The following is a 23,159-nucleotide window of genomic DNA, read 5'->3' as shown; positions in this document are numbered from 1 at the left end:
GGTCGGCGTGCGACCGTCGATCCGGCCCAACTACCCTGGAGCGCGGTCTGCGCGGGTATGACCACCCCGCGCCCGGGGAACGGCCGGGTGGGGATCGTGACGAGGAGGACCGACGTGACGCGCTCGATCAGGGGTTCCCGGCGGGCGGCCCTGCTGCTGTCCGGCATGGCGGCGGCGACCGCTCTGCTGGCCACGGGATGCGGCGCCGGCCAGGTGGCCGAGACCGCGAACAAGGAGCCGTCGATCCAGGGCGTCAATGTCCAGACTTCCGACAACGCCTACAAGGTGCGGGGCCTCCACCTCGAGTACCCGGGCACCGAGGGTTTCGCCGCCGGCGCGAACGCCGGTGTCAACACGGTCATCTACAACGACACCCGCGAGCCGGTGACGGTGACCGTCACCACCGACAGCGCGCGGGAGATCGTGCTCGTCGGCGCGACCGGCTCGCCGAACCCGTCCGCCACCGCGTCGCCGTCGGAGAGCCCCTCGGAGAGCGCCACGCCGTCCGGGAGCGGGTCGCCCTCGGCCAGCCCGTCGGAGAGCGCCTCGCCGAGCCCGTCCGCCCCGGCCGGCGAACCGGCCCGGATCGAGATCCCGGCGCTGAGCTACGTGCAGCTCACCGTGGCGGGCGGCCGCCACCTCCAGCTGGTCGGCCTCAACGAGAAGCTGCTCGCCGGCCAGCAGGTCAACCTGACCTTCGACTTCGGCAACGGCCGGACCATCAGCACCCCCGCCCCGGTCGGCGTCCCGCTGACCCCGGCCGCCCCGCCGTCGCCGATCATCCACCGCGAGGGTGACCTCGGCAAGGAAGGCGGCGCCGAGGGCGGCCACGGCTGAGCCACGGACGAACTGCCGACGACACCGTCGGCGTGGTGACCACCACGCCGACGGTGTTTTCGTCACAGGAGGGGGTTAGCGTCCTCGGGTGACCACCTCCCGATCGACATCGGCGCGCGGCGGCGCGGCGGGCGCGTCCCGCGGCCGGTCCGCCCGTGAGCCCCGCCCGGCCTACGAGTGCGACGCCTGCGGCCACCAGCCGCCCAAGTGGGTGGGGCGCTGCCCGGAGTGCGGCGAGTGGGGCTCGGTGGTCGAGTGCACCGTCACCGGCCCGCTGGTCTCCGGCAAGGTGGTCAGTTCCCGGATGCCGTCCGAGCCGGCCCGCCCGATCGCCACCATCAGCGCCGCCCCGGCCCGGGCCCGCCCCACCGGGGTCAGCGAGCTCGACCGGGTGCTCGGCGGCGGCCTGGTCCCGGGCGCGGTGGTGCTGCTCGCCGGCGAGCCCGGGGTCGGCAAGTCCACCCTCCTGCTCGACGTGGCCCAGCAGTGGGCCGCCGGCGCCGGCAGCCCCTCGCTCGTGGTCAGCGGCGAGGAGTCGGTCAGCCAGGTCCGGCTGCGCGCGGAGCGGATGGGCACCCTGCACGACCAGCTCTACCTGGCCGCCGAGAGCGACCTGAGCGCCGTGCTCGGCCACCTCGACGCGGTCAAGCCGGGCCTGCTGGTGCTCGACTCGGTGCAGACCATCTCCACCACCGGCACCGAGGGGGTGCCCGGCGGGGTCACCCAGGTCCGGGCGGTCACCGCCGCCCTGGTCGCGGTCGCCAAGGAGCGCGGCATCGCCACCGTCCTGGTCGGTCACGTCACGAAGGACGGCCAGGTCGCCGGTCCCCGGGTGTTGGAGCACCTGGTCGACGTGGTGCTCCACTTCGAGGGCGACAAGCACTCCTCGCTGCGGATGGTCCGCGGCGTCAAGAATCGCTTCGGTGCCGCCGACGAGGTCGGCTGCTTCGAGATGCACGAGGGGGGCATCAGCAGCCTCGCCGACCCGTCCGGGCTCTTCCTGACCCGCTACTCCGAACCGGTGCCGGGCACCTGCGTCACGGTGGCGATGGAGGGGCGGCGGGCGCTGGTCACCGAGGTGCAGGCGCTGATCGGCGCGACGGTCGCCGGGTCGCCGAGGCGTACGGTCTCCGGCCTGGACGGTGCCCGGCTGGCCATGGTGCTGGCCGTGCTCCAGCGCCGCACCGAGCGGCTCACCCTGCACGACCGGGAGGTGTTCGCGGCCACCGTCGGCGGCATCCGGGTGGTGGAGCCGGCGGCTGACCTCGCCGTCGCGCTGGCCGTCGCCTCCGGCGGGCTCAACCTCGCCATCGCCCCGCACCTGGTGGCGATCGGCGAGGTCGGGCTGACCGGCGAGGTGCGACGGGTGGGGGCGGTGCCCCGGCGGCTGGCCGAGGCGGCCCGGCTCGGCTTCCGGGTGGCGCTCGTGCCGCCCGGTTGCGGCCCCGGCAGCACCGGCGTCACTCCGGAGAACATGCAGGTGACAGAGGTCACGGACGTGCGGTCGGCGCTCCAGGCTGCCGCCCGCGCATCCGCGGCGTGACACACGGTGGCGACCGCCCCGGGGCGGCCCGGCCATACCCGGACAACGCCCGCCACGTCCGGCAGGGTGGAGAGGGCCGACGCCGTGACACATCACAGTAACCACGACAGCACCCACCGCACGCCAGTCCGTAGACTGTGCGCGTGCCGATCGACCGCGACACCACCAAGCCTGCCGGCGCGACACCCCACGCCCGCACCGGTGCAGTGGGCTCGCCCGCCCGCGCGATCAGCGTGAGCGTGACCGGAGGCGCCGGGAGCGCCGGTGACCCGCTGCGCGCCAACCTCGCCCTGATGGCGCCCGGCACGGCGCTGCGGGACGGGCTGGAGCGCATCCTGCGCGGCCGCACCGGCGCGCTGATCGTGCTCGGCTACGACAAGGTCGTCGAGCAGATCTGCACCGGCGGCTTCCCGCTGGACGTCGAGTTCTCCGCCACCCGGGTCCGCGAGCTGTGCAAGATGGACGGCGCCGTGGTGCTCTCCAGCGACGGCACCCGGATCGTCCGCGCGGCGGTGCACCTGATGCCCGACCCGTCGATCCCGACCGAGGAGTCCGGCACCCGGCACCGCACCGCGGAGCGGGTGGCCCGACAGACCGGCTACCCGGTCATCTCGGTCAGCCAGTCGATGCGGATCATCAGCCTCTACGTCAACGGCCAGCGGCACGTCCTGGACGACTCGGCGGCGATCCTCTCCCGGGCCAACCAGGCCCTGGCCACGCTGGAGCGCTACAAGCTGCGGCTGGACGAGGTCTCCGGCACCCTCTCCGCGCTGGAGATCGAGGACCTGGTCACCGTACGGGACGCGGTCGCGGTGGTGCAGCGGCTGGAGATGGTGCGCCGGATCGCCGACGAGATCGCCGGGTACGTGGTGGAGCTGGGCACCGACGGTCGGCTGCTCGCCCTCCAGCTCGACGAGCTGATGGCCGGTGTGGACGCCGACCGCACCCTGGTCATCCGGGACTACCTCCCCACCGGCCGCAAGTCGCGCACCCTGGACGAAGCGCTGGTCGAGCTGGACCTGCTCGGCGCCACCGAGCTGATCGACCTGGTGGCGGTGGCCAAGGCGATCGGCTACCCGGCCGCCTCCGACGCGCTCGACGCGGCGGTCAGCCCGCGCGGCTTCCGGCTGCTGGCCAAGGTTCCGCGCCTACCGGTGGCGATCGTCGACCGGCTGGTCGTGCACTTCGGCAGCCTCCAGCGGCTGCTCGGCGCCACCGTGGAGGACCTGCAGGCCGTCGAGGGTGTCGGTGACGCCCGGGCCCGGGGCGTACGCGAGGGGCTGTCCCGGCTCGCCGAGGCGTCCATCCTGGAACGGTACGTCTGACCGCTCCCGGTCAGTTGGCCGCGATGGTGAGCTTCACCGGCTCGCTGAGCTTGCTGCCCACCCGGGCGAAGACCTGGTACGGCCCCGGCGGCGGTGTCGGCCCGGCCGCCACCCCGTCGGCGCACTTGCTGACGTCCCGGCCGTTCCAGGTGAGCTGGTAGAGCCGCTCGAAACCCGGGGTGAACGACTGCACGTCGGAGCCCTTGCCGGTGCCGCAGGTGTCCGACGACCAGACCCGCTCCGCGCCGGACTTGATGAACAGCTCCTGGAGGTCGGCGCCGACGTCCCGGCTGCAGGTGCGCTGGGACTTGTTCTTCACCCGCAGTTGCAGGTCGACCAGGTTGCCCGGCGGGACGACCGAGGGCCGCGCCACCGCGGTCACGGTGATCTCGGCGTCGGTGCAGGCACCGGCGTCGCTGCCACTTCCCCCGACCGGGGCGACCGGCGGATCGGCGGGCGGCGGCGCGGCGGGCGTACCCGAGCCACCGGCCGGACCGCCCGACGGGCCCGGACCGTCGGGTCCGGCCGACGGGGAGACGGAGTCCGGGGTCGGTGTCGCGTCCGACGGCTCCACGGCGGAAGCGGACGAGGTGGACTTCGCACCGGGTGTCTTCGCCGTGTCGTCCGCCCCGTTGCACGAGTAGAGCACGACAATCAGGAAGAGGAGCCCGGCTCCGAGTACGACGGCACGACGCCGCCAGTACACGGCGGATGGCAGGGGACCGACCGTCAGACGCATGATGCCCCCACCGTAGCGGCGTACCGCGCACAGCGCCGCCGCGACGCGCCGGACTTCGTCCGCCTCACCCGATCGACCATCCACTCAGGACGCGGTCGAATCCGTCACAGGTAGACCTTGCGCTGGTAGACGGCGTGCGCGCCGGCCACCCGGTCGAGGAAGAGCAGACCGGCGCAGTGGTCGATCTCGTGCTGCAACGCACGCGCCTCGAAACCGTCGGTGGCCAACCGGACGGACTTGCCGGTGCCCGGCAGCTCCCCCTCCACCACCAGCCGGCTGGCCCGCTTCACGTCCCCGGTCAGGTCGGGCACCGACATGCAGCCCTCCCTGCCCGCCTTCCACCGGCTGGCCTCCACCACCCGGGCGTTGCAGAGCACGAAGGTGCCGTGCACGGTGACCGCCTTCGGGTGCCCGGTGATGTCCACCGCGAAGACCTGCGCGCCCACCCCGACCTGCGGGGCGGCGAGCCCGACGCAGCCCGGCGAGACGCGCATGGTGGCGATCAGGTCGGCGGCCAACTGGACGGTCTCCTCGGCGGTCGGATCGACCTCCCCGCCGGGACGGCTCAGCACCGGGTTCGGGGCGGTGACCACCTGACGCACCTGGCCCGGCAGGGCCAGCGCGTCCGGGGTCCAGCCGCCCAGGCCGGCGTACTCCTCGCTCACAGCAGGTCCGGGTCGGCGGGGCGCAGCGAGACCTCGACGCCCAGGTCGGCGGCGGTGGCGGCGAGCCGGCGGGCCAGCGCGTCGGCGATGCCCGGCGGCAGGTCCACCTCGGCCACCACCACGTAGAGCGACCCGGTGAGCCGGGTGCTCAGGTCGGTGACGTTGCCGCTGGCCTCGGCGAGCACCCGGGTCATCGCCGCCACGATGCCCATCCGGTCCGCGCCGTGCACCGCCATCACGTACGGCTCACCGGCCGGCGCCGTCTCGCCGTCGGGGCTGACCGCGCGTACGGTCGCCAGCAGTTGGCCGTCGGCGGCGAGCGGGGCCAGGGCGGCCTCCACCTCGGCGGCCGCCGGACCGACGCAGATCAGGGTCATCGCGAAGTGACCCCGCAGCCGGGTCATGGTGGAGTCGGTGAGGTTCGCGCCGAGCCGGGCGAGCACCTCGGCGACGTCGGCCACGATGCCGGGCCGGTCCCGGCCGATGACGGTGATCGCGAGCTCGTTCATCCGGGCATTCTGCCCGATCCACCCCCGCCCCCCGAATCGCCCCGCCCGGCCCGCCCATCCTGCGGGAACGCATCGCGTGACATCATCGTCGGCGCGATGACTGAACCGACCTTCGCCACCCTGGTCAGCCGGTGGTACGAGCAGAACGCCCGCGACCTGCCGTGGCGCGAACCGGACGTGGGCGCGTGGGCGATCCTGGTCAGCGAGGTGATGCTCCAGCAGACCCCGGTGGTCCGGGTGCTCCCCGCCTGGCAGGCATGGATGGACCGCTGGCCGACGCCGGCCGCGCTCGCCGCCGACACGCCCGCCGAGGCGATCCGGATGTGGGGACGGCTCGGCTACCCCCGCCGGGCGGTACGACTGCGCGACTGCGCGGTGGCGATCGTGGACCGGCACGGCGGTGACGTGCCGGAGCGGCTGGAGCAGTTGCTGGCGCTGCCCGGCGTCGGCACGTACACGGCGCGGGCCGTCGCCGCGTTCGCGTACGGGCAGCGGCATCCGGTGGTGGACACCAACGTCCGCCGGGTGATCTCCCGGGCGGTGGCCGGCGAGCCGGACGCCGGTCCGGCCACCCGACCGTCCGACCTGGTCGCCTGCGAGGAACTGCTGCCGACCGGGCCGGCCGCCGCCGCCCTGGCCAGCGCCGCGTTCATGGAACTCGGCGCGGTGGTCTGCACGGCTCGCGCGCCACGCTGCGCGGTCTGCCCCGTCGAGTCGGTCTGCGCCTGGCGGGCGTCCGGGCGGGAGGCCCCCGCCGGCCCCACCCGACGGCCCCAGCGGTACGCCGGCACCGATCGTCAGGTCCGTGGGCTGCTGCTCGGGGTGCTGCGGGAGGCCACCGGCCCCGTCCCGCACCAGCGGCTCGACCAGGTGTGGCACGACGACGTGCAGCGCGCCCGGGCGCTGGCCGGGCTGGTGAAGGACGGCCTGGTCGAGCCGGTCGGCGAGGAGTCGTTCCGGCTGATCGGCGACGGTCCCGCCGCCCAGCCCGTCGGCTGACCCACCCCGGAACCGTACCTCGGCTGATCTTTGGCCCACTCCGTTGCGGCGATATCGCGGTGTCACCAGGCGTCGGATACCGCCACGTCTCCGACAAGGAGTCGATCAAGAACGGAAAGGGCGACGGCCCGGTGGCATCCGCCACCGGGCCGTCGCCCTCGCGCTGTCGTCCCTTACTCGTCCGCGCCCGCGGCGGCGGTGCCACCGAGGTCGGCGGGGACCGCGTCCGGCACGTTGACCGGACGCTCCGCGCCACGGAAGACCAGCTTGGACTTGTCGATGTCCTCCGGGTCGCCCTCGCAGTCCACCACCACGATCTGACCCGGGGTCAGCTCGTTGAAGAGGATCCGCTCGGAGAGGTTGTCCTCGATGTCGCGCTGGATGGTCCGACGCAGCGGCCGGGCACCCAGCACCGGGTCGAAGCCCTTCTTCGCCAGGTACTTCTTGGCGTTGTCGGTCAGCTCCAGGCCCATGTCCTTGTTGCGCAGCTGGGTCTCGATCCGCGCGGTCATGATGTCCACGATCGAGAGGATCTCGCCCTGACGCAGCTGGTGGAAGACGATGGTGTCGTCGATCCGGTTGAGGAACTCGGGCCGGAAGTGCTGCTTGAGCTCGTCGTTGACCTTCTGCTTCATCCGGTCGTAGTTCGACTCGGAGTCCTCAGAGGCCTGGAAGCCCAGCGAGACCGCCTTGGCGACGTCCCGGGTACCGAGGTTGGTGGTCAGGATGATGACCGTGTTCTTGAAGTCCACGATCCGACCCTGGCCATCGGTGAGCCGGCCGTCCTCCAGGATCTGGAGCAGCGTGTTGAACACGTCCGGGTGGGCCTTCTCGATCTCGTCGAAGAGGACCACCGAGAACGGCCGACGCCGCACCTTCTCGGTCAGCTGGCCACCCTCGTCGTAGCCGACGTAGCCGGGAGGGGCACCCACCAGCCGGGAGACCGTGTAGCGGTCGTGGAACTCGGACATGTCGAGCTGGATGAGGGCGTCCTCGCTGCCGAACAGGAACTCGGCCAGCGCCTTGGAGAGCTCGGTCTTACCGACGCCGGACGGGCCGGCGAAGATGAACGAGCCGGACGGGCGCTTCGGGTCCTTCAGGCCGGCCCGGGTACGCCGGATCGCCTTCGAGACCGCCTTGACCGCGTCCTCCTGGCCGATGACGCGCTTGTGCAGCTCGTCCTCCATGCGCAGCAGGCGCGAGGTCTCCTCCTCGGTCAGCTTGTAGACCGGGATGCCGGTCCAGTTGCCGAGCACCTCGGCGATCTGCTCGTCGTCCACCTCGCTGACGACGTCCAGGTCACCGGCCTTCCACTCCTTCTCCCGCTGCGCCTTCTGGCCGAGGAGCTGCTTCTCCTTGTCGCGCAGCTGGGCGGCGCGCTCGAAGTCCTGCGCGTCGATCGCGGACTCCTTGTCGCGACGCACCTGGGCGATGCGCTCGTCGAAGTCGCGCAGGTCCGGCGGCGCGGTCATCCGGCGGATCCGCATCCGGGCGCCGGCCTCGTCGATCAGGTCGATCGCCTTGTCCGGCAGGAAGCGGTCGGAGATGTACCGGTCGGCCAGGGTTGCGGCGGCGACGAGGGCGGCGTCGGTGATCGAGACGCGGTGGTGCGCCTCGTACCGGTCGCGCAGGCCCTTGAGGATCTCGATGGTGTGGGCCAGTGACGGCTCACCCACCTGGATCGGCTGGAACCGGCGCTCCAGCGCGGCGTCCTTCTCGAGGTGCTTGCGGTACTCGTCGAGCGTGGTGGCACCGATGGTCTGCAGCTCGCCACGGGCCAGCATCGGCTTGAGGATGCTGGCCGCGTCGATCGCACCCTCGGCCGCGCCCGCACCCACCAGGGTGTGGATCTCGTCGATGAAGAGGATGATGTCGCCGCGGGTGCGGATCTCCTTGAGCACCTTCTTCAGGCGCTCCTCGAAGTCACCGCGGTAGCGGGAACCGGCCACCAGGGCGCCGAGGTCGAGCGTGTAGAGCTGCTTGTCCTTGAGCGTCTCGGGCACCTCGCCCTTGATGATCTTCTGGGACAGCCCCTCGACCACGGCGGTCTTGCCGACACCGGGCTCGCCGATGAGAACCGGGTTGTTCTTGGTACGGCGGGAGAGCACCTGCATGACCCGCTCAATTTCCTTCTCGCGCCCGATGACCGGGTCGAGCTTGCCCTCGCGGGCGGCCTGGGTCAGGTTGCGGCCGAACTGGTCCAGCACGAGGCTGGTCGACGGCGCGGCCTCGCCCGGCGCGGCGCCGGCAGCGGCCGGCTCCTTGCCCTGGTAGCCGGAGAGCAGCTGGATCACCTGCTGGCGGACCCGGTTGAGGTCGGCGCCGAGCTTGACCAGCACCTGGGCGGCGACGCCCTCACCCTCACGGATCAGCCCGAGCAGGATGTGCTCCGTGCCGATGTAGTTGTGGCCGAGCTGCAGCGCCTCACGCAGCGACAGCTCCAGCACCTTCTTGGCCCGCGGCGTGAACGGGATGTGCCCGCTCGGTGCCTGCTGGCCCTGGCCGATGATCTCCTCGACCTGCTGACGGACGCCCTCGAGGGAGATGCCGAGGCTCTCCAGGGCCTTTGCCGCGACACCTTCACCCTCGTGGATCAGGCCCAGCAGGATGTGCTCCGTACCGATGTAGTTGTGGTTGAGCATCCGGGCCTCTTCTTGGGCCAGGACGACAACCCGTCGCGCTCGGTCGGTGAACCGCTCGAACATGCCCTCGTGCTCCTCACGTGCCGTGCGCCTCGATGTGCGAGATCTTGGCGGGGCCGGTGCGCGGACGTCCGGGACGGGCGTCCTTGCCTCATTACTCTATCGCCGCCGACGGGCTCCGCTGAGGTCGTGTGCCCCCGTGACGAGCCGTTCAGACGTCGTTTTGCCCAACCCTCCGCGCTCAGGAGGTGTTCCGGGCACCCGGCCTGTACGCGCAGAGCGAAATTCGCCCCGGGTGCGGAAGGCTCCCCGGCGGCCCGATGGCTCGTCCACAGGCTGTGGACAGATTCTCCACCGGCTGTGGACAACGCCGCCCCCGGCGGGAATCTTCCCGGCCGGACGAGCCCCGGGACAGGGCGTGCCCGGGCCGGCGCGTGGACGGCGGTCCGGGGGCGGCGGTCCGGGGGCGGATACGGCGACGCCGGCCCGGAGACGTGCTCCGGTCCGGCGTCGGGTCGCCTCCGCGGTCGGCTCAGTGACCGGCCTTGGAGTGGTACTCGTCAACGATCTCCTGCGGGATGCGGCCGCGGTCGGAGATCTCCTTGCCCGCCTTCTTGGCCCAGGCCCGGATCGCCTTGTTCTGCTCCCGGTCGGCGGTGGCGCCACCACGGCCGCGCGCGGCCCGGCCGCCGACCACCACCCCGCCCCGACCGACCCGGGTGCCCGCCGCCACGTAGGGCGCGAATGTCTCGCGCAATTTCTCCGCGTTCGAGTTCGAGAGGTCGATCTCGTACTGAACGCCGTCGAGGGCGAACTTCACGGTCTCGTCCGCGTCCCCGCCGTCCAGGTCATCGACCAGCTTGTGAATGATCTGCTTGGCCACGTCCCACATTCCTTTCGAGCAGGGCGCTCCTGCGATACAAACAAGATAACCCGGGCGACGCTTGCCCCGTCAACAGGATGCGGTAACGAGCCGGAGATGGTTCGCCCGTCACTCAGGGCGAACCAAGGGGAACAGGATGGTTTCCCGAATTCCCAGGCCGGTCAGCGCCATCAGAAGCCGGTCGATTCCCATTCCCATGCCGCCGGCCGGCGGCATTCCGTACTCCATGGCCCGCAGAAAGTCCTCGTCGAGCCGCATGGCCTCGTCGTCGCCCCGCGCCGCGAGCTGCGCCTGCGCGACCAGCCGCTCCCGCTGCACCACCGGGTCGACCAGCTCCGAGTACGCGGTGCCCAGCTCGAAGCCGAGCACGTAGAGGTCCCACTTCTCGGCCAGCCCCGGCTCGCTACGGTGCGCCCGGGTCAGCGGGCTGGTCTCCTCCGGGTAGTCGCGGACGAACGTGGGCGCCTGCAACCCCGGCACGACCAGTTCCTCGAACAGTTCCTCGGCCAGCTTGCCCGGCCCCCACTTCGGGTCGACGGAGACGCCGACCTTGTCGGCGTACTCCACCAGACGGGAGCGCTCGGTGCGGACCGTGACCTCCTCGCCGAGCGCCTCGGAAAGCACCCCGAACAGGGTCACCGAGCGCCACTCGCCGCCCAGGTCGAACTCGCGGCCGTCGGCGTGCGTCACCACCGTGGAACCGCTCACCGCGACCGCCGCCCGCTGCACGAGATTACGGGTCAACTCGGCCATGGTGTCGTAGTCGCCGTACGCCTGGTACGCCTCCAGCATCGCGAACTCCGGCGAGTGCGAGGAGTCGATGCCCTCATTGCGGAAGTTGCGGTTGATCTCGAAGACCCGGTCGACGCCGCCGACGACCGCCCGCTTGAGAAACAGTTCCGGCGCGATTCGCAGATACAGATCGGTGTCGAGCGCATTGCTGTGGGTCACGAATGGGCGGGCCGCCGCGCCGCCGTGCAGCAACTGGAGCATCGGGGTCTCGACCTCGATGAATCCTTCGCCGTGCAACGAGTCCCGCAGGCTGCGGACCGCCGCCGCCCGGGTACGCACCATCTGCCGGGCCTGCGGGCGCACCACCAGGTCCACGTAGCGCTGGCGGACCCGGGCCTCCTCGCTCAGCGGCTTGTGCGCCACCGGCAGCGGGCGCAGCGCCTTGGCGGTGACCGCCCACTCCTGCGCCAGCACCGACAGCTCGCCCCGGCGGCTGGTGATCACCTCACCGGTGACCCCGACATGGTCGCCGAGGTCGACCAGGCGCTTCCAGTCCTCCAGCCGCTCGGCGCCGACCCGGTCCAGCGAGAGCATGGCCTGCAACTCAGTGCCGTCCCCGTCGCGCAGCGTCGCGAAGCAGAGCTTGCCGGTGTTCCGCACGAAGATCACCCGACCGGTGACCGAGACCTGGTCACCGGTGGCGGTGTCGGTGGGCAGCTCGGCGTACTTCTCGCGGATCTCCGCCAGGGTGCTGGTCCGGGGATATCCGACGGGGTACGGCTCGACGCCCTCGGCGAGCATCCGGTCCCGCTTCTCCCGGCGGACCTTCATCTGCTCGGGAAGGTCGTCGGCGGGGTCCACTGGCACGGCGTTCTGCTCGGTCACGGCACGCTTCCTCAAGCTAAGGGAGTTTCGGCGGGTCAGCCCATGAGCGTACTCAAGGGCCCCGGTGGCCGTTACGGGATAACCTGCCGCCCATGACGGACCCCACTCACGCCCTCTCCTTCGGCGCTGCGACGGCCCGACACGACCGGTTCCGGCCCTGTTGTCCGGAGGCGGCGCCGAGCCCGGCGGCGGCCGGTCAGGTGTTGCGCTCGTAGACCATCCGCAGGCCGATCAGGGTGATCATCGGCTCGTGGTGGGTGATGGTGCGGCACTCGTTGATCACCAGCGAGGCCAGGCCGCCGGTGGCGATGACCGCCTTCACCTCGCCCATCTCGTCGATCATCCGCTCGACGATCCGGTCCACCTGGCCGGCGAAGCCGAAGTAGAGGCCGGCCTGGAGGCACTCCACGGTGTTCTTGCCGATCACCGAGCGGGGCTTGGTCGCCTCCACCTTGCGCAGCTGCGCGGCCCGGGCGGCGAGCGCGTCGAAGGAGATCTCGATGCCCGGGGCGAACGCGCCGCCCAGGAACTCGCCCCGCCCGCTGATCACGTCGAAGTTGGTGGTGGTGCCGAAGTCCACCACGATCGACGGGCCGCCGTAGAGGGTGTACGCGGCCAGGGTGTTGACCACCCGGTCCGAGCCGACCTCCTTGGGGTTGTCGATCGCGAGCTGCACCCCGGTGCGCACCCCGGGCTCGACGACCACGCTCGGCAGGTCGGCGTAGTAGCGGGCCAGCATGGTCCGCAGCGAGCGCAACGCGGCCGGCACCGTCGAGCAGGCGGCCACCCCGGTGATCTCCACCGCGTCACCGGCGAGCAGCCCCCGGAACATCAGACCCAGTTCGTCCGCCGTGGACCGGGCATCGGTCTTGATCCGCCAGGAGTGCACCAGCTTGTCGCCGTCGAAGGTCGCCAGCACGGTGTTGGTGTTTCCGATGTCGATGCAGAGCAGCACGCACGCAGCCTAGTCACTCCTCCCGTAGGTCCAGCGCGACGTCCAGGATCGGCGAGGAGTGGGTGAGCGCGCCCACCGACAGGAAGTCAACGCCGGTGGCGGCGTACTCGGCGGCCACCTCCAGGGTCAGCCCGCCGGTCGCCTCCAACTCGGCGCGGTCACCGACCTTCGCCACCACCTCGCGCAGCGTCTCCGGGGGCATGTTGTCCAGCAGCAGGAAGTCCGCGCCGGCCTCGACCGCCTCGACCGCCTCGGCGACCGTGTCCACCTCCACCTGCACCGGCACGTCGGGGAAGGCCTCCCGGACCCGCCGGTAGGCCGCCGCGACCCCGCCTGCGGCGAGCTTGTGGTTGTCCTTGATCATGGCGACGTCGTGCAGGCCCATCCGCTTGTTGGTGCCACCACCGGCGCGCACCGCGTACTTCTCCAGGGCGCGCAGGCCCGGAGTGGTCTTGCGGGTGTCCAGCACCAGCGCCTTCGTCCCGGCCAGGGCATCCGCCCAGGCCCGGGTGTGAGTGGCCACCCCGGACATCCGGCAGAGCAGGTTGAGCGCCGTGCGTTCGGCGGTGAGCAGCAGCCGGGTCGGGCCGGTCACCGTGGCCAGCACGTCGCCGCGCGCCACCCGCTGCCCGTCGTGGGCCACCAGCGACACCTCGACGGTACGGTCCGCGCCGGTGACCTCACCGACCAGCTCGAACACGGCGGCGGCCACCGCCAGCCCGGCCACCACGCCGGGGGCCCGGGCGACCAGGTCGGCGGTGTCGGTCTGCGCGTCCGGGATGGTGGCGACGCTGGTGACGTCGAGGAAGTCCGCCCCCAGGTCCTCGGTGAGCGTGTCGACGATCACCCGCCGCACCCGCTCCGGGTCCAGGCCGCCCGTCGTCAGCGCCAGCTCCGTCGACTCCCTCACCGTGACTCCTCCTCCGTTCGCGACCGCGGGGCTCGCAGGACCGGCTCACTCCTCGCGCTCACACCGACCCCTCCGTTCGCGACTGCGGGGCTCGCAAGACCGGCTCACTCCTCGCGCTCACACCGACCCCTCCCACCGGGACGTCAACCTGCCCTGCGTCCCGATCCCGGCGACCAGGTGGCCCTGCCAGCGCTCGTCGGCCGTCGGGAAGTCCTCCCGCCAGTGGCAGCCCCGGGTCTCCCGGCGGGCGTACGCGGCCGCGACCAGCGTCGACGCCACGGTGATCAGGTTCGTCGCCTCCCAGTCGGCGGTACGCGGGGTGCCCCGCTCCTGGCCCAGCCCGGTCAGCGTGGCGGCCGTCTCGGCGAGGGTCCGCGCTGAGCGGAGCACACCCGCGCCCCGGGTCATCGCCCGTTGCAGGGTCGAGGTGCCCTCGGCCGGGACCACCCCGCCCTCGCCGCCGACCCAGGCGCCGGTCTCCGCCGGTCTGGCCTGCTCGGGCAGTCCGGCGGCGATGTCCTCGGCGATCCGGCGGGAGAAGACCAGCCCCTCCAGCAGCGAGTTGCTGGCCAGCCGGTTCGCCCCGTGCACGCCCGTGCAGGCGACCTCGCCGCAGGCGTACAGACCGGGGATGGAGGTGCGGCCGCGCAGGTCGGTGCGGACGCCGCCGGAGGCGTAGTGGGCGGCGGGGGCGACCGGGATCAGGTCGGTGGCCGGGTCGACGCCGATGGCCAGGCAGGAGGCGACGATGGTCGGGAAGCGCCCGGCGAGGAAGTCCCCGCCGAGGTGGCGGGCGTCCAGCCAGACGTGGTCGGCGCCGGTGGCCAGCAGCACCCGGTGGATGCCCTTGGCGACCACGTCCCGGGGGGCCAGTTCGGCCAGCTCGTGCTGGCCGACCATGAACCGCTTGCCGTCATCGTCGATCAGGTGCGCGCCCTCGCCGCGCAGCGCCTCGGAGACCAGCGGCTGCTGGGCCAGGCCCGCGCCGGGGACCCGGGCGTGCTCTCCGACGATCAGCGCGGTCGGGTGGAACTGCACGAACTCCACGTCGGTGACCGCCGCGCCGGCCCGCATGGCCAGCGCCACCCCGTCGCCGGTGGAGACCGCCGGGTTGGTGGTCGCCGAGAAGACCTGGCCCATGCCGCCGGTGGCGAGGACCACCGCCCGGGCCAGGATCGCCCCGACGCCGTCCTCGCTGCCCTCGCCGAGCACGTGCAGGGTGATGCCGCAGGCGGGGCCGAGGCCGTCCGGGCCGTCGCCGGGGGCGCGCAGCAGGTCCAGCACCAGGGCGTGCTCGACCAGGCGGATCCACGGGTCACGGCGGACGGCGGCGTGCAGCGCCCGCTGCACCTCGGCGCCGGTCGCGTCACCGCCGGCGTGCACGATCCGGTCGGCCCGGTGCCCGCCCTCACGGGTGAGCATCAGCGAGCCGTCCGGGTTGCGGTCGAACTCCGCCCCGATACGCATCAACTCCCGCAGCCGGGTCGGCCCCTCCTGCACCAGTACCCGGACCGCGTCCGGGTCGCAGAGCCCCACGCCGGCGATCTCGGTGTCCGAGGCGTGCGCGGCCGGGGTGTCCGCCGGGTCGAGCACGGCGGCGATGCCGCCCTGCGCCCAGCGGGTCGACCCCTCGTCGATGTTGACCTTGGTGACGACGGTGACGTGCAGGCCCGCCTCCCGCAGGTGCAGCGCGGCGGTGAGACCGGCGACCCCGGAGCCGACCACGATCACGTCGGTGGTCTCCACCCAGCCGGGCGCGGGAGCGGCCAGCAGACGGGGCAGGGCCGGCAGGTCGACGGTCGGAAGGTCCATGCAGACAGTCAACCCGAAGGCCTCTCATCCCGGGCGGCGGGGGCACGACGAGTGGTTTGGGCTACGACGTCCGCTACCTGGTCCGGACGGGTAGGCCGGCCGGGCCTGCGCCCTTGAGCGAGGCGGTCACCGTACGGTCGCTGAGCCAGAGGTAGCAGCGCACGCCCCGGTCACCGACCCGCCAGCGCCCCGCCCCGGGCGGGCGTACCACGACGCCGCTGCGGAAGCGCAGGTTCGCGTCGTCGGGCACCCCGACGTACCGGCCGAGGACCGTGCGGCAGCCGGCATAGAGCGGGGCCCACTCGGCGTCCTTCGTCGGGTACGGCCGGTCCGGCGCCGCCCACACACCGACGAACTCGGCGTCGTGCGTGACGCCGCACTCCACCGGGGTCAGGGTCCGCACCCGCCCGGCACCCTCCGTCGTCCGCTGGCAGCCCAGGCGCAGCGGCGAGGGGCCCTTGAGGGCGTCGCGCAGGCTGCCGGTGCGGGCCACCACCTTCGCGGCGGCCTCGACCGTGTCCAGTTCGCTCAGGTCGCACCGGAACCAGCGGGAGCCGGCCGCCCAGCCGGGCGCGGCGGGCAGCGCCACGGCCAGCCGCAGCCGGCCAGCCCGCCACTCGTCGCCGACATACCCGGTCGCCTTCGTGTCGCACTCGGCGAAGGCGCCGCGCAGCTCAGGCGAGCCGACGACCGGTGGCTCGGCCCGGCCGGCGGGGAACACACCCACGTGCACCGTCTCGACCCGGTGCGCCACCGCGCAGTCCACCGGCGCGTACGCCGTCAGGGACACGGTGTCGGTGAAGTCGCCGACCTGGCAGACGCCGGCCTCGGGCGTGAACGGGCCGGGCGCGGCCAGCGCCGCCCAGTCGTCGGTGAGGTCGCCGTCCAGCCCACCGGTCCCGGCACACCCGACGAGCAGGACCGCCGCCACCAGCGCGGCGGCCACGCTCCTCATCGCACGGCGCATCGCGGCCTCCCCCAGCCGACGACCGTCGATCCCGACGGCCCGCCCAGCGTAACCGCCCCCAACCCCCCGGTGACAGACCGGACCTTCCCGCCCACCCGCCGCGATCTTGCACTTGGGGCCGGGAGGAAACGCGCCTATCGGGGCATTTCGTCGACCTCAAGTGCAAGATCGACGGGGAAAGGGGGTGGGCTCAGGAAAGGAGGGCCAGGGGGTTGGGGATGGGGGTGCCGGCGGTACCGGGGGCGGCGGTTGCCGGGTCGGTGCCGAGGTCGACGATCCTGTTGTCGGCGTCGACGTGGACCACGCGGGGGTGGTAGGTGCGGGCCTCGGCGTCGTCCATCTGGCCGTACGAGATGAGGATGACCAGGTCACCGGGGTGCACCAGGTGCGCGGCGGCACCGTTGATGCCGATCACGCCGCTGCCCCGCTCGCCCGGGATCACGTACGTCTCCAGCCGGGCCCCGTTGGTCACGTCCACGATCGCGACCTGCTCGCCCGGGAGCAGGTCGGCGGCGTCGAGCAGATCCTGGTCCACCGTCACCGAGCCGACGTAGTGCAGGTCGGCCTGGGTCACCGTGGCCCGGTGGATCTTCGACTTGAGCATGGTGCGGAACATGGGGCGCCTTTCAGCAGGTGTGGTCGGGTGGTCAGGAGCGAGGGGTGAGCCGGATCGCCATGTTGTCGATCAACCGGGTGCCACCCACCCAGGCGGCGACCAGCAACCGGGCCGACCCGGACACCGGGCCCGGCTCCAGGTCCGGATCGGTGAGCACCAGGTAGTCGAGCCGCGCCTGCGCACCGGCGGCGGCGAACGCCCGGTGGGCCGCGGCGAGCACCTCCCCGGCGTCGTACCCCTCGTCGGCGGCGGCGGCCCCGGCCCGCAGCGCGGCCGACAGGCTCAACGCCGTCCGCCGCTCCTCGGGCGAGAGGTAACGGTTGCGGCTGGACAGCGCCAGGCCGTCCGGCTCCCGCACGGTCGGCACGCCGACCACCTCGACCGGCACGTCCAGGTCGCGGACCATCCGCCGGACCAGGGTGAGCTGCTGGTAGTCCTTCTCGCCGAAGAAGGCGAGATCCGCACGGGTCAGCTGGAGCAGCTTCAGCACCACCGTCAGCACCCCGTGGAAGAACCCGGGCCGGCTCAGCCCCTCCAGGTCCTCGCCGAGCTGCCCCGGGTTGATGCGTACCGCCGGCTGCCCGTCCGGGTACATGTCGGCCACCGACGGGGCGAACACCACGTCGGCCCCGGCCCGGCGGCAGACCTCCAGGTCCGCGTCGAGGGTGCGTGGGTACCGGTCGAAGTCCTCGTGCGGCCCGAACTGCAACGGGTTCACGAAGACCGTCACCAGCACGTGGTCGGCCCGCTCCCGGGCCGCCCGGATCAACGTCTCGTGGCCCTCGTGGAGCGCGCCCATGGTCATCACCACGCCCACGACCCCACGCAGGCCGTCCCGCGCCTTCGCCAGTTCGGCCCGGGTGTGCACCAGCTCCGTCACGGCTTCACCTCGGTTCGCGACTGCGGGGCTCGCAAAACCGGCTCACTCCTCGCACTCACGGCTCCACCTCCCTTTCCGGCCAGCACGTCGAGCAGCGACTCCGCGTCCACCGGCCGCAGCCGGCCCGCCGCGATGGCCCGGTCGGCGCTCCGCCTGGCCAACGCCAGGTAGGGGGCCACAGATTCCGGCGCGGTCTCCGCCAGCCGGGCCAGGTGCCGGCGTACGGTGCCCGCGTCGCCCCGGGAGACCGGACCGGTCAGCGCGTCGTCGCCGAGGCGAAGCGCGTTCTCCAGGGCCGCCCGCAGCAGCGGGGCGAGGACCTTCTCCGGGTTGGCCACACCGGCGTCCCGCAGCCGGTCGGCCGCCTCGTTGACCAGGGTCACCAGATGGTTGGCGCCGTGCGCCAGGGCCGCGTGGTAGAGCGGGCGGTCCGCCTCGCCGACCCACTCGGGCACCCCGCCCAGGTCGGCCACCAGCCGGGCCGCGAGGGGGCGCAGCTGGGCCGGGGCGGTCACCCCGTACGAGATGCCGGCGAGCCGGCCGACGTCGTCCGGCGTACCGGTGAAGGTCATCGCGGGGTGCAGGGCCAGCGGGTGCGCGCCCACAGCGGCGGCCGGGGCCAGCACGGCCAGCCCGTGCGCGCCGGAGGTGTGCGCGACCACCTGACCGGGGTGCAGCGCCCCCGTCTCGGCCAGGCCGGCGACCACCGAGGCCAGCGCGTCGTCCGGGACGGCGACGATCAGCAGGTCGGTGGCGGCGCGGGCCACCGAGGTCGCGGAGCGGTTCCGGGCGCCGGGGAGCAGCAGGGCGATCCGGGCCTTGGCGGCGCCGGAGACGCCGGAGGCGGCGACCACCCGGTGCCCGGCGGCGGCGAGCGCGGCGCCCAGCACGGCACCGACCCGGCCGGCGCCGATGACACCGACGGTGAGGGTACGGGGGAAGGTGAGCGGGGCGCCGGCAGAGGCGCCGCCCGGCGGTACGGCGGCCCCACGCGGGGCGGCCGGACGCGGGCGCAGCGGTGCGCTCATGGCAACGATCCAGTCCTCGAAGGGGGTACCGGTCGAGGGCAAGTATGCGCTGTGGTTACGGAGCTCGAACAAGGGTGTGTGAAAACCTTCACCGAGGGTGGGACCGGGCCGCTCCGGTTGCGCACAGCGACCCGGTCCGGGTGTCACCGCAGGCCGCGCGGGAACCCGGTGCCGACGAAACTCGACGTCGGTGTCCGGGCGGGGACGAACACTCGTTTCATACCGGCTGACCGTAGGGTCGGCACGGTGACGCACCCTGAACCTGGGATGAACTGATGTCGATGCGGTGGTGGAACGCGATGGACCGGGCGCTGTACGGGCCGGGCGGCTTCTTCGTCGCCGGCTCCGGGCCGGCCGCGCACTTCCGCACCAGCGTGCACGCCTCCCCGGTCTTCGCCACGGCCCTGTTCCGCCTGCTCACCCGGGTCGACGCGGCCCTCGGCCACCCGTCCCGCCTGGACCTTGTCGACGTCGGGGCCGGCCGGGGTGAGCTGCTGGTCGCGTTGCTCCGGGCCGTGCGGGTTTCCGGGTCGCCGCCCGAGGGCCCGTCGTCCGCGCCACCGATTCCGCTCGCCGATCGGGTACGCCTGGTCGCCGTCGAGAAGGCACCCCGGCCCGACAACCTCCCTGCCGACATCGAGTGGACCGACGACATCCCCGGCAGGATCATCGGACTGCTGGTCGCCACCGAGTGGCTGGACAACGTGCCGCTCGACGTGGCCGTGCCGACCCCGGACGGCTGGCGGTACCTGCTGGTCGACCCGACCACCGGCGAGGAGACCGTGGGTGACCCGGTCGACCCCGCCGACCGGGAATGGCTCGACCGGTGGTGGCCCGCCCCGACAGGCCACCCCGTCGACGGGCCCGGAACCGGCGAGATCGGAGCGACCGGATCGGGGTTCCGGGCTGCCCGACCGGCGGAGGGATCACGCCTGACCGCCCGGAGCCGGTCGGGCAGCCCGGAACCGCCGCACCCGATCGGCCCACGGGCCGAGATCGGCCGGACGCGCGACGAGGCGTGGGCAGCAGCCGTCAGCAGGGTCGACCGGGGGCTGGCGTTGGCCGTGGACTACGGACACCTGAGGGAGGAGAGGCCGGCCGGCGGAACGTTGACCGGGTACCGGGGTGGGCGGCAGGTGCCGCCGGTGCCGGACGGGTCGTGCGACGTCACCGCGCACGTCGCCATGGACTCGGTCGCCTCCGCCGGTGAACGGGTCGCCCGGTGCGCGTACTCCCTGATGTCGCAGCGGGAGGCGCTGCGGGCGCTCGGGGCCGACGGCGGGCGACCACCACTCGGCCTGGCCTCCCGCGACCCCGCCGGGTACGTGCGGGCGCTGGCCGCCGCGTCGACGGTGGCCGAGCTGACCGACCCGGCCGGCCTCGGCGGGCACCGCTGGCTCCGGCAACCGGTCGGCGTCGCCGCCGATCCCCTCATGGCACGATGACGGGCATGACCACGGACGCGGGCGACCTCCGCGAACTGACCGTCGGCACCGGCGCGGGCGGGCAGCAGCTCGGCGCGGACATGGTGCTCAACATCGGGCCGCAGCACCCCTCCACGCACGGCGTGCTCCGGCTGAAGCTGGTGCTCGACGGCGAGCGGGTGGTCGCCGCCGAGCCGATCGTCGGCTACATGCACCGGGGGGCGGAGAAGCTCTTCGAGGTCCGTGACTACCGGCAGATCATCGTGCTGGCGAACCGGCACGACTGGCTGTCGGCCTTCTCCAACGAGCTGGGCGTGGTGCTCGCCGTGGAGCGGCTGATGGGCATGGAGGTGCCCGAGCGGGCCACCTGGCTGCGGATGGCCCTCGCCGAACTGAACCGGGTGCTCAACCACCTGATGTTCCTCGGCTCGTACCCGCTGGAGATCGGCGCGATCACGCCCGTCTTCTACGCGTTCCGGGAACGGGAGACCATCCAGGCGGTGATGGAGGAGGTCTCCGGCGGCCGGATCCACTACATGTTCAACCGGGTCGGCGGCCTGAAGGAGGAGGTGCCGGCCGGCTGGACCGGCCGTGCCCGGGCCGCGATCGGCGAGGTGCGCCGACGGATGCCCGACCTGGACAACCTCATCCGGCGCAACGAGATCTTCCTGGCCCGCACCGTCGGGGTGGGGGTGCTCTCGGCCGCCGACGCCGCCGCGTTCGGCGCGTCCGGACCGGTCGCCCGGGCCTCCGGCCTCGACCTGGACCTGCGCCGCGACGAGCCCTACCTGGCGTACGACCAGCTCGACGTGCCGGTGGTCACCCGCACCGCCGGGGACTGCCACGCCCGCTTCGAGGTGCTGCTCGACCAGGTGTACGCCTCGCTCGACCTCGCTGAGCAGTGCCTGGACCGGGTCGACCGGCTGACCGGGCCGGTCAACACCCGGCTGCCCAAGGTGGTCAAGGCCCCCGAGGGCCACACCTACGCCTGGACCGAGAACCCACTCGGGATCAACGGCTACTACCTGGTGTCCCGGGGCGAGAAGACGCCGTGGCGGCTCAAGCTGCGCACCGCGTCGTACGCGAACGTGCAGGCGCTGGCCACCCTGCTCCCCGGCTGCCTGGTGCCGGACCTGATCGCCATCCTCGGCTCGATGTTCTTCGTGGTCGGCGACATCGACAAGTGACCCGTCGGGTCACGGCGGTCGCGGCGCCGGCCCGGGTGGCCTCGACCCGGGGTTCAGCGCCAGCGGCCACCGGCGCGCGGGGTCTCGTCCTGCGGCGGATAGCCGTACCCCTCGCCACCACCCCACTGCTGGCGCGCCGGCGGCTCCGGCTCGGGCGCCCGCCACGCGTCGACCGGCTCCCGCGGCGCGGGAGCCCGCCACTGCCCGGCCGGCTGCTGCGGGCTCCACTGCTCCTCGGCGGGCTGCCAGCCGGCCGAGGACGCCCGCCACTCCTGCGGTACGGACACCCCGCCCTGCGGCAGCGCCGGCCGGTCCTCCGGCTCGGTCCAGCCGCCACCGTACTGGACGCCCGGCTGGCGCGACCCGTCCTGGCGTACCGACGCCCAGCGGTCCTGCATCCGGAACCCGGCGCCGTCGGCGTGCACCTCGGCCCGCCGCTCCCCGACCCGCACCTCGCGGGCACGCCCGTCCTCGCGTACCTGGGCCCACCGGTCACCGACCCGCATCCCGGACCAGCCCTCGTCCGCCGAGTACGACCCACCGGCCCAGGATCCGTCGGCGCGGTCGTCGGACCGCCCGTCCCAGGACCGCTCCTCCGGCCACGACCGTTCCTCGGGCTGGCCACCCGGCCAGGCCCGCTCGTCGCGCTGACCCGCCCAGGGGCGCTCGTCCCGCTGGCCCGCCCGGGCGTGCTCCGGCTCGGGCGCGTTCCACGACGGCTCCTCGCCGGCCGGCGACCAGCGGCCGGCGTACCCGCCGTAGCTGCCGGCGACCCCCGGGTCGGCGCCGTCGACGACGGTGTGCCGGGTGGTCACGTGCACCGTCTCGGTGTGCCGCACCACCGGGCGGCCCCCCGGGTCCGCGGCGGCCGCCCGGGCCGAGCCGTACACACCGGCCTGACCGGCGGCGGGACGGTCAGCGGCGTACCGGCTGCCGGCCGGCTCGTCGTCCCGGTCGGCGGTCGCCCGGCCCCAGGCCGGGGCCTCCTCGGCGGCGTGACGCCGTCCACCCACCGCGTCGTCGTGGACCTCCGGGGCCGACACCCGCGCCCGACCGGCACCGGCCGGGTCCTCCGCCCCGGTCAGCCCGGCGGCTGCGGCGATCCCGGCAGCGGCGGCGTCGAGGCGACGGCGCAACGCGGCGACCTGGTCATCGACCCGCTGCGCATGGTCGAGCGCCTGGTTGCCGCGCTGGGCGGCGGCCACGATCTCGGCACGCAACTCCCGGCGCAACTGCGCCAGCTCGTCGAGGAACTCCTCGCTGCGCGCCGGGCCGCCCGAGTCGTTGCGGAGCGCGATCGACAGGCCGATCAGGACCACGGCCATGATGGCCAGCACGGCGGCGAACCGCAACGGGCCGTTGCCGTCGGCGACCAGCAGGATCAGCGCCGCGACCGGCGCGATCGCCACACCGATCCAGAACAGGACGGTCAGCAGCTGGGGACTGCGCTGCTCGGGGAGAGCCGGGGCGGGCATGGGTGTGGAGCCTACCGACAGATGCCCTGGCTGGGAACGGTGCCGGAACCCGGAATCCCCGGTCAGGAATGGTGCCTGGTTCACCGTGCCACCTTGGTGGCGGGCGGAACGCGACGGTGACGGTCCCCGGGCGCGGCCGGTGCGAG

General features: G+C 73.2%; 20 protein-coding genes. 6 read left to right on the top strand and 14 right to left on the bottom strand.

The genetic code is table 11. The features are described from left to right. Positions 1 to 114 precede the first annotated feature (114 nt). From GA0070560_RS16025 to disA, 3 genes are all read left to right on the top strand, one after another. On the top strand, positions 115 to 837 hold the full coding sequence (locus GA0070560_RS16025; RefSeq protein WP_091297583.1) for a copper chaperone PCu(A)C domain-containing protein: 723 nt from the start codon (positions 115 to 117) through the stop codon (positions 835 to 837). An 88-nt stretch (positions 838 to 925) separates the two neighbouring features. Next, a complete protein-coding gene (gene radA / locus GA0070560_RS16020) occupies positions 926 to 2,380 on the top strand; it encodes a DNA repair protein RadA (RefSeq protein WP_091297580.1) in 1,455 nt (484 codons plus the stop codon). A gap of 143 nt (positions 2,381 to 2,523) precedes the next feature. Further along, complete coding sequence (gene disA / locus GA0070560_RS16015) at positions 2,524 to 3,705, top strand: DNA integrity scanning diadenylate cyclase DisA (protein ID WP_091297718.1); 1,182 nt, start codon at positions 2,524 to 2,526, stop codon at positions 3,703 to 3,705. Positions 3,706 to 3,715: 10 nt separating this feature from the next. Here the strand turns inward: disA and GA0070560_RS16010 are convergent, their stop codons facing one another. The 3 genes from GA0070560_RS16010 to GA0070560_RS16000 all read right to left on the bottom strand — a co-directional run bounded on the left by GA0070560_RS16010 (position 3,716) and on the right by GA0070560_RS16000 (position 5,618). Continuing rightward, positions 3,716 to 4,444 carry a hypothetical protein gene (locus tag GA0070560_RS16010; RefSeq protein ID WP_091297577.1) on the bottom strand — a complete coding sequence of 243 codons (729 nt, stop codon included), beginning with the start codon at positions 4,442 to 4,444 and terminating at the stop codon, positions 3,716 to 3,718. Between the two features lie 104 nt (positions 4,445 to 4,548). Beyond that, entirely contained in the window at positions 4,549 to 5,109 is a 561-nt protein-coding gene (locus tag GA0070560_RS16005) for a peptide deformylase (RefSeq protein ID WP_091297574.1), read from the bottom strand. Continuing rightward, positions 5,106 to 5,618, bottom strand: a complete 513-nt coding sequence (locus GA0070560_RS16000; protein WP_091297570.1) for a glycine cleavage system transcriptional repressor — start codon at positions 5,616 to 5,618, stop codon at positions 5,106 to 5,108. Before GA0070560_RS16000 ends, GA0070560_RS16005 begins: the two co-directional genes overlap by 4 nt. A 96-nt stretch (positions 5,619 to 5,714) precedes the next feature. Between GA0070560_RS16000 and GA0070560_RS15995 the strand changes: the two genes are divergently transcribed. Beyond that, positions 5,715 to 6,617 carry an HhH-GPD family protein gene (locus tag GA0070560_RS15995; RefSeq protein ID WP_091297567.1) on the top strand — a complete coding sequence of 301 codons (903 nt, stop codon included), beginning with the start codon at positions 5,715 to 5,717 and terminating at the stop codon, positions 6,615 to 6,617. Between the two features lie 173 nt (positions 6,618 to 6,790). On the opposite strand, the gene GA0070560_RS15990 is transcribed toward GA0070560_RS15995, so the two are convergent. The 10 genes from GA0070560_RS15990 to GA0070560_RS15945 all read right to left on the bottom strand — a co-directional run bounded on the left by GA0070560_RS15990 (position 6,791) and on the right by GA0070560_RS15945 (position 18,927). Next, the gene (locus tag GA0070560_RS15990) at positions 6,791 to 9,322 is read right to left on the bottom strand and encodes an ATP-dependent Clp protease ATP-binding subunit (RefSeq protein WP_091297564.1); all 2,532 of its coding nucleotides are present in this window, start codon (positions 9,320 to 9,322) and stop codon (positions 6,791 to 6,793) included. A 469-nt stretch (positions 9,323 to 9,791) separates the two neighbouring features. Next, the gene (locus GA0070560_RS15985) at positions 9,792 to 10,142 is read right to left on the bottom strand and encodes a histone-like nucleoid-structuring protein Lsr2 (RefSeq protein ID WP_170839434.1); all 351 of its coding nucleotides are present in this window, start codon (positions 10,140 to 10,142) and stop codon (positions 9,792 to 9,794) included. Positions 10,143 to 10,250: 108 nt separating this feature from the next. Further along, a complete protein-coding gene (gene lysS, locus GA0070560_RS15980; protein ID WP_091297554.1) occupies positions 10,251 to 11,759 on the bottom strand; it encodes a lysine--tRNA ligase in 1,509 nt (502 codons plus the stop codon). Between the two features lie 196 nt (positions 11,760 to 11,955). Then, the gene (locus tag GA0070560_RS15975; protein ID WP_091297551.1) at positions 11,956 to 12,714 is read right to left on the bottom strand and encodes a type III pantothenate kinase; all 759 of its coding nucleotides are present in this window, start codon (positions 12,712 to 12,714) and stop codon (positions 11,956 to 11,958) included. Between the two features lie 13 nt (positions 12,715 to 12,727). Further along, on the bottom strand, positions 12,728 to 13,624 hold the full coding sequence (gene nadC, locus GA0070560_RS15970; RefSeq protein WP_091297548.1) for a carboxylating nicotinate-nucleotide diphosphorylase: 897 nt from the start codon (positions 13,622 to 13,624) through the stop codon (positions 12,728 to 12,730). 117 nt (positions 13,625 to 13,741) lie between these two features. Further along, positions 13,742 to 15,436, bottom strand: coding sequence for an L-aspartate oxidase (locus GA0070560_RS15965; protein WP_091297544.1), 1,695 nt, complete (start codon positions 15,434 to 15,436; stop codon positions 13,742 to 13,744). A gap of 73 nt (positions 15,437 to 15,509) precedes the next feature. Then, complete coding sequence (locus tag GA0070560_RS15960) at positions 15,510 to 16,403, bottom strand: septum formation family protein (RefSeq protein WP_091297540.1); 894 nt, start codon at positions 16,401 to 16,403, stop codon at positions 15,510 to 15,512. A gap of 190 nt (positions 16,404 to 16,593) precedes the next feature. Then, on the bottom strand, positions 16,594 to 17,019 hold the full coding sequence (panD, locus tag GA0070560_RS15955) for an aspartate 1-decarboxylase (RefSeq protein ID WP_091297537.1): 426 nt from the start codon (positions 17,017 to 17,019) through the stop codon (positions 16,594 to 16,596). A gap of 31 nt (positions 17,020 to 17,050) precedes the next feature. Next, on the bottom strand, positions 17,051 to 17,899 hold the full coding sequence (panC, locus tag GA0070560_RS15950; protein ID WP_091297533.1) for a pantoate--beta-alanine ligase: 849 nt from the start codon (positions 17,897 to 17,899) through the stop codon (positions 17,051 to 17,053). Continuing rightward, entirely contained in the window at positions 17,896 to 18,927 is a 1,032-nt protein-coding gene (locus tag GA0070560_RS15945; RefSeq protein ID WP_091297529.1) for a Rossmann-like and DUF2520 domain-containing protein, read from the bottom strand. The genes panC and GA0070560_RS15945 overlap by 4 nt, the downstream gene beginning before the upstream one ends. A gap of 275 nt (positions 18,928 to 19,202) precedes the next feature. Between GA0070560_RS15945 and GA0070560_RS15940 the strand changes: the two genes are divergently transcribed. Further along, entirely contained in the window at positions 19,203 to 20,372 is a 1,170-nt protein-coding gene (locus GA0070560_RS15940; RefSeq protein WP_091297526.1) for an SAM-dependent methyltransferase, read from the top strand. Then, entirely contained in the window at positions 20,369 to 21,538 is a 1,170-nt protein-coding gene (locus GA0070560_RS15935) for an NADH-quinone oxidoreductase subunit D (protein WP_170839433.1), read from the top strand. Before GA0070560_RS15940 ends, GA0070560_RS15935 begins: the two co-directional genes overlap by 4 nt. A 53-nt stretch (positions 21,539 to 21,591) precedes the next feature. Here the strand turns inward: GA0070560_RS15935 and GA0070560_RS15930 are convergent, their stop codons facing one another. After that, positions 21,592 to 23,013, bottom strand: a complete 1,422-nt coding sequence (locus tag GA0070560_RS15930; protein WP_091297519.1) for a hypothetical protein — start codon at positions 23,011 to 23,013, stop codon at positions 21,592 to 21,594. Between the last annotated feature and the right edge of the window lie 146 nt (positions 23,014 to 23,159).

The sequence above is a fragment of the Micromonospora halophytica genome (assembly GCF_900090245.1).
Classification (GTDB): Bacteria; Actinomycetota; Actinomycetes; order Mycobacteriales; family Micromonosporaceae; genus Micromonospora; species Micromonospora halophytica.
The sequence above is the reverse complement of the archived record's forward strand: the minus strand, read 5'-3'. Positions and strand labels throughout refer to the sequence as shown.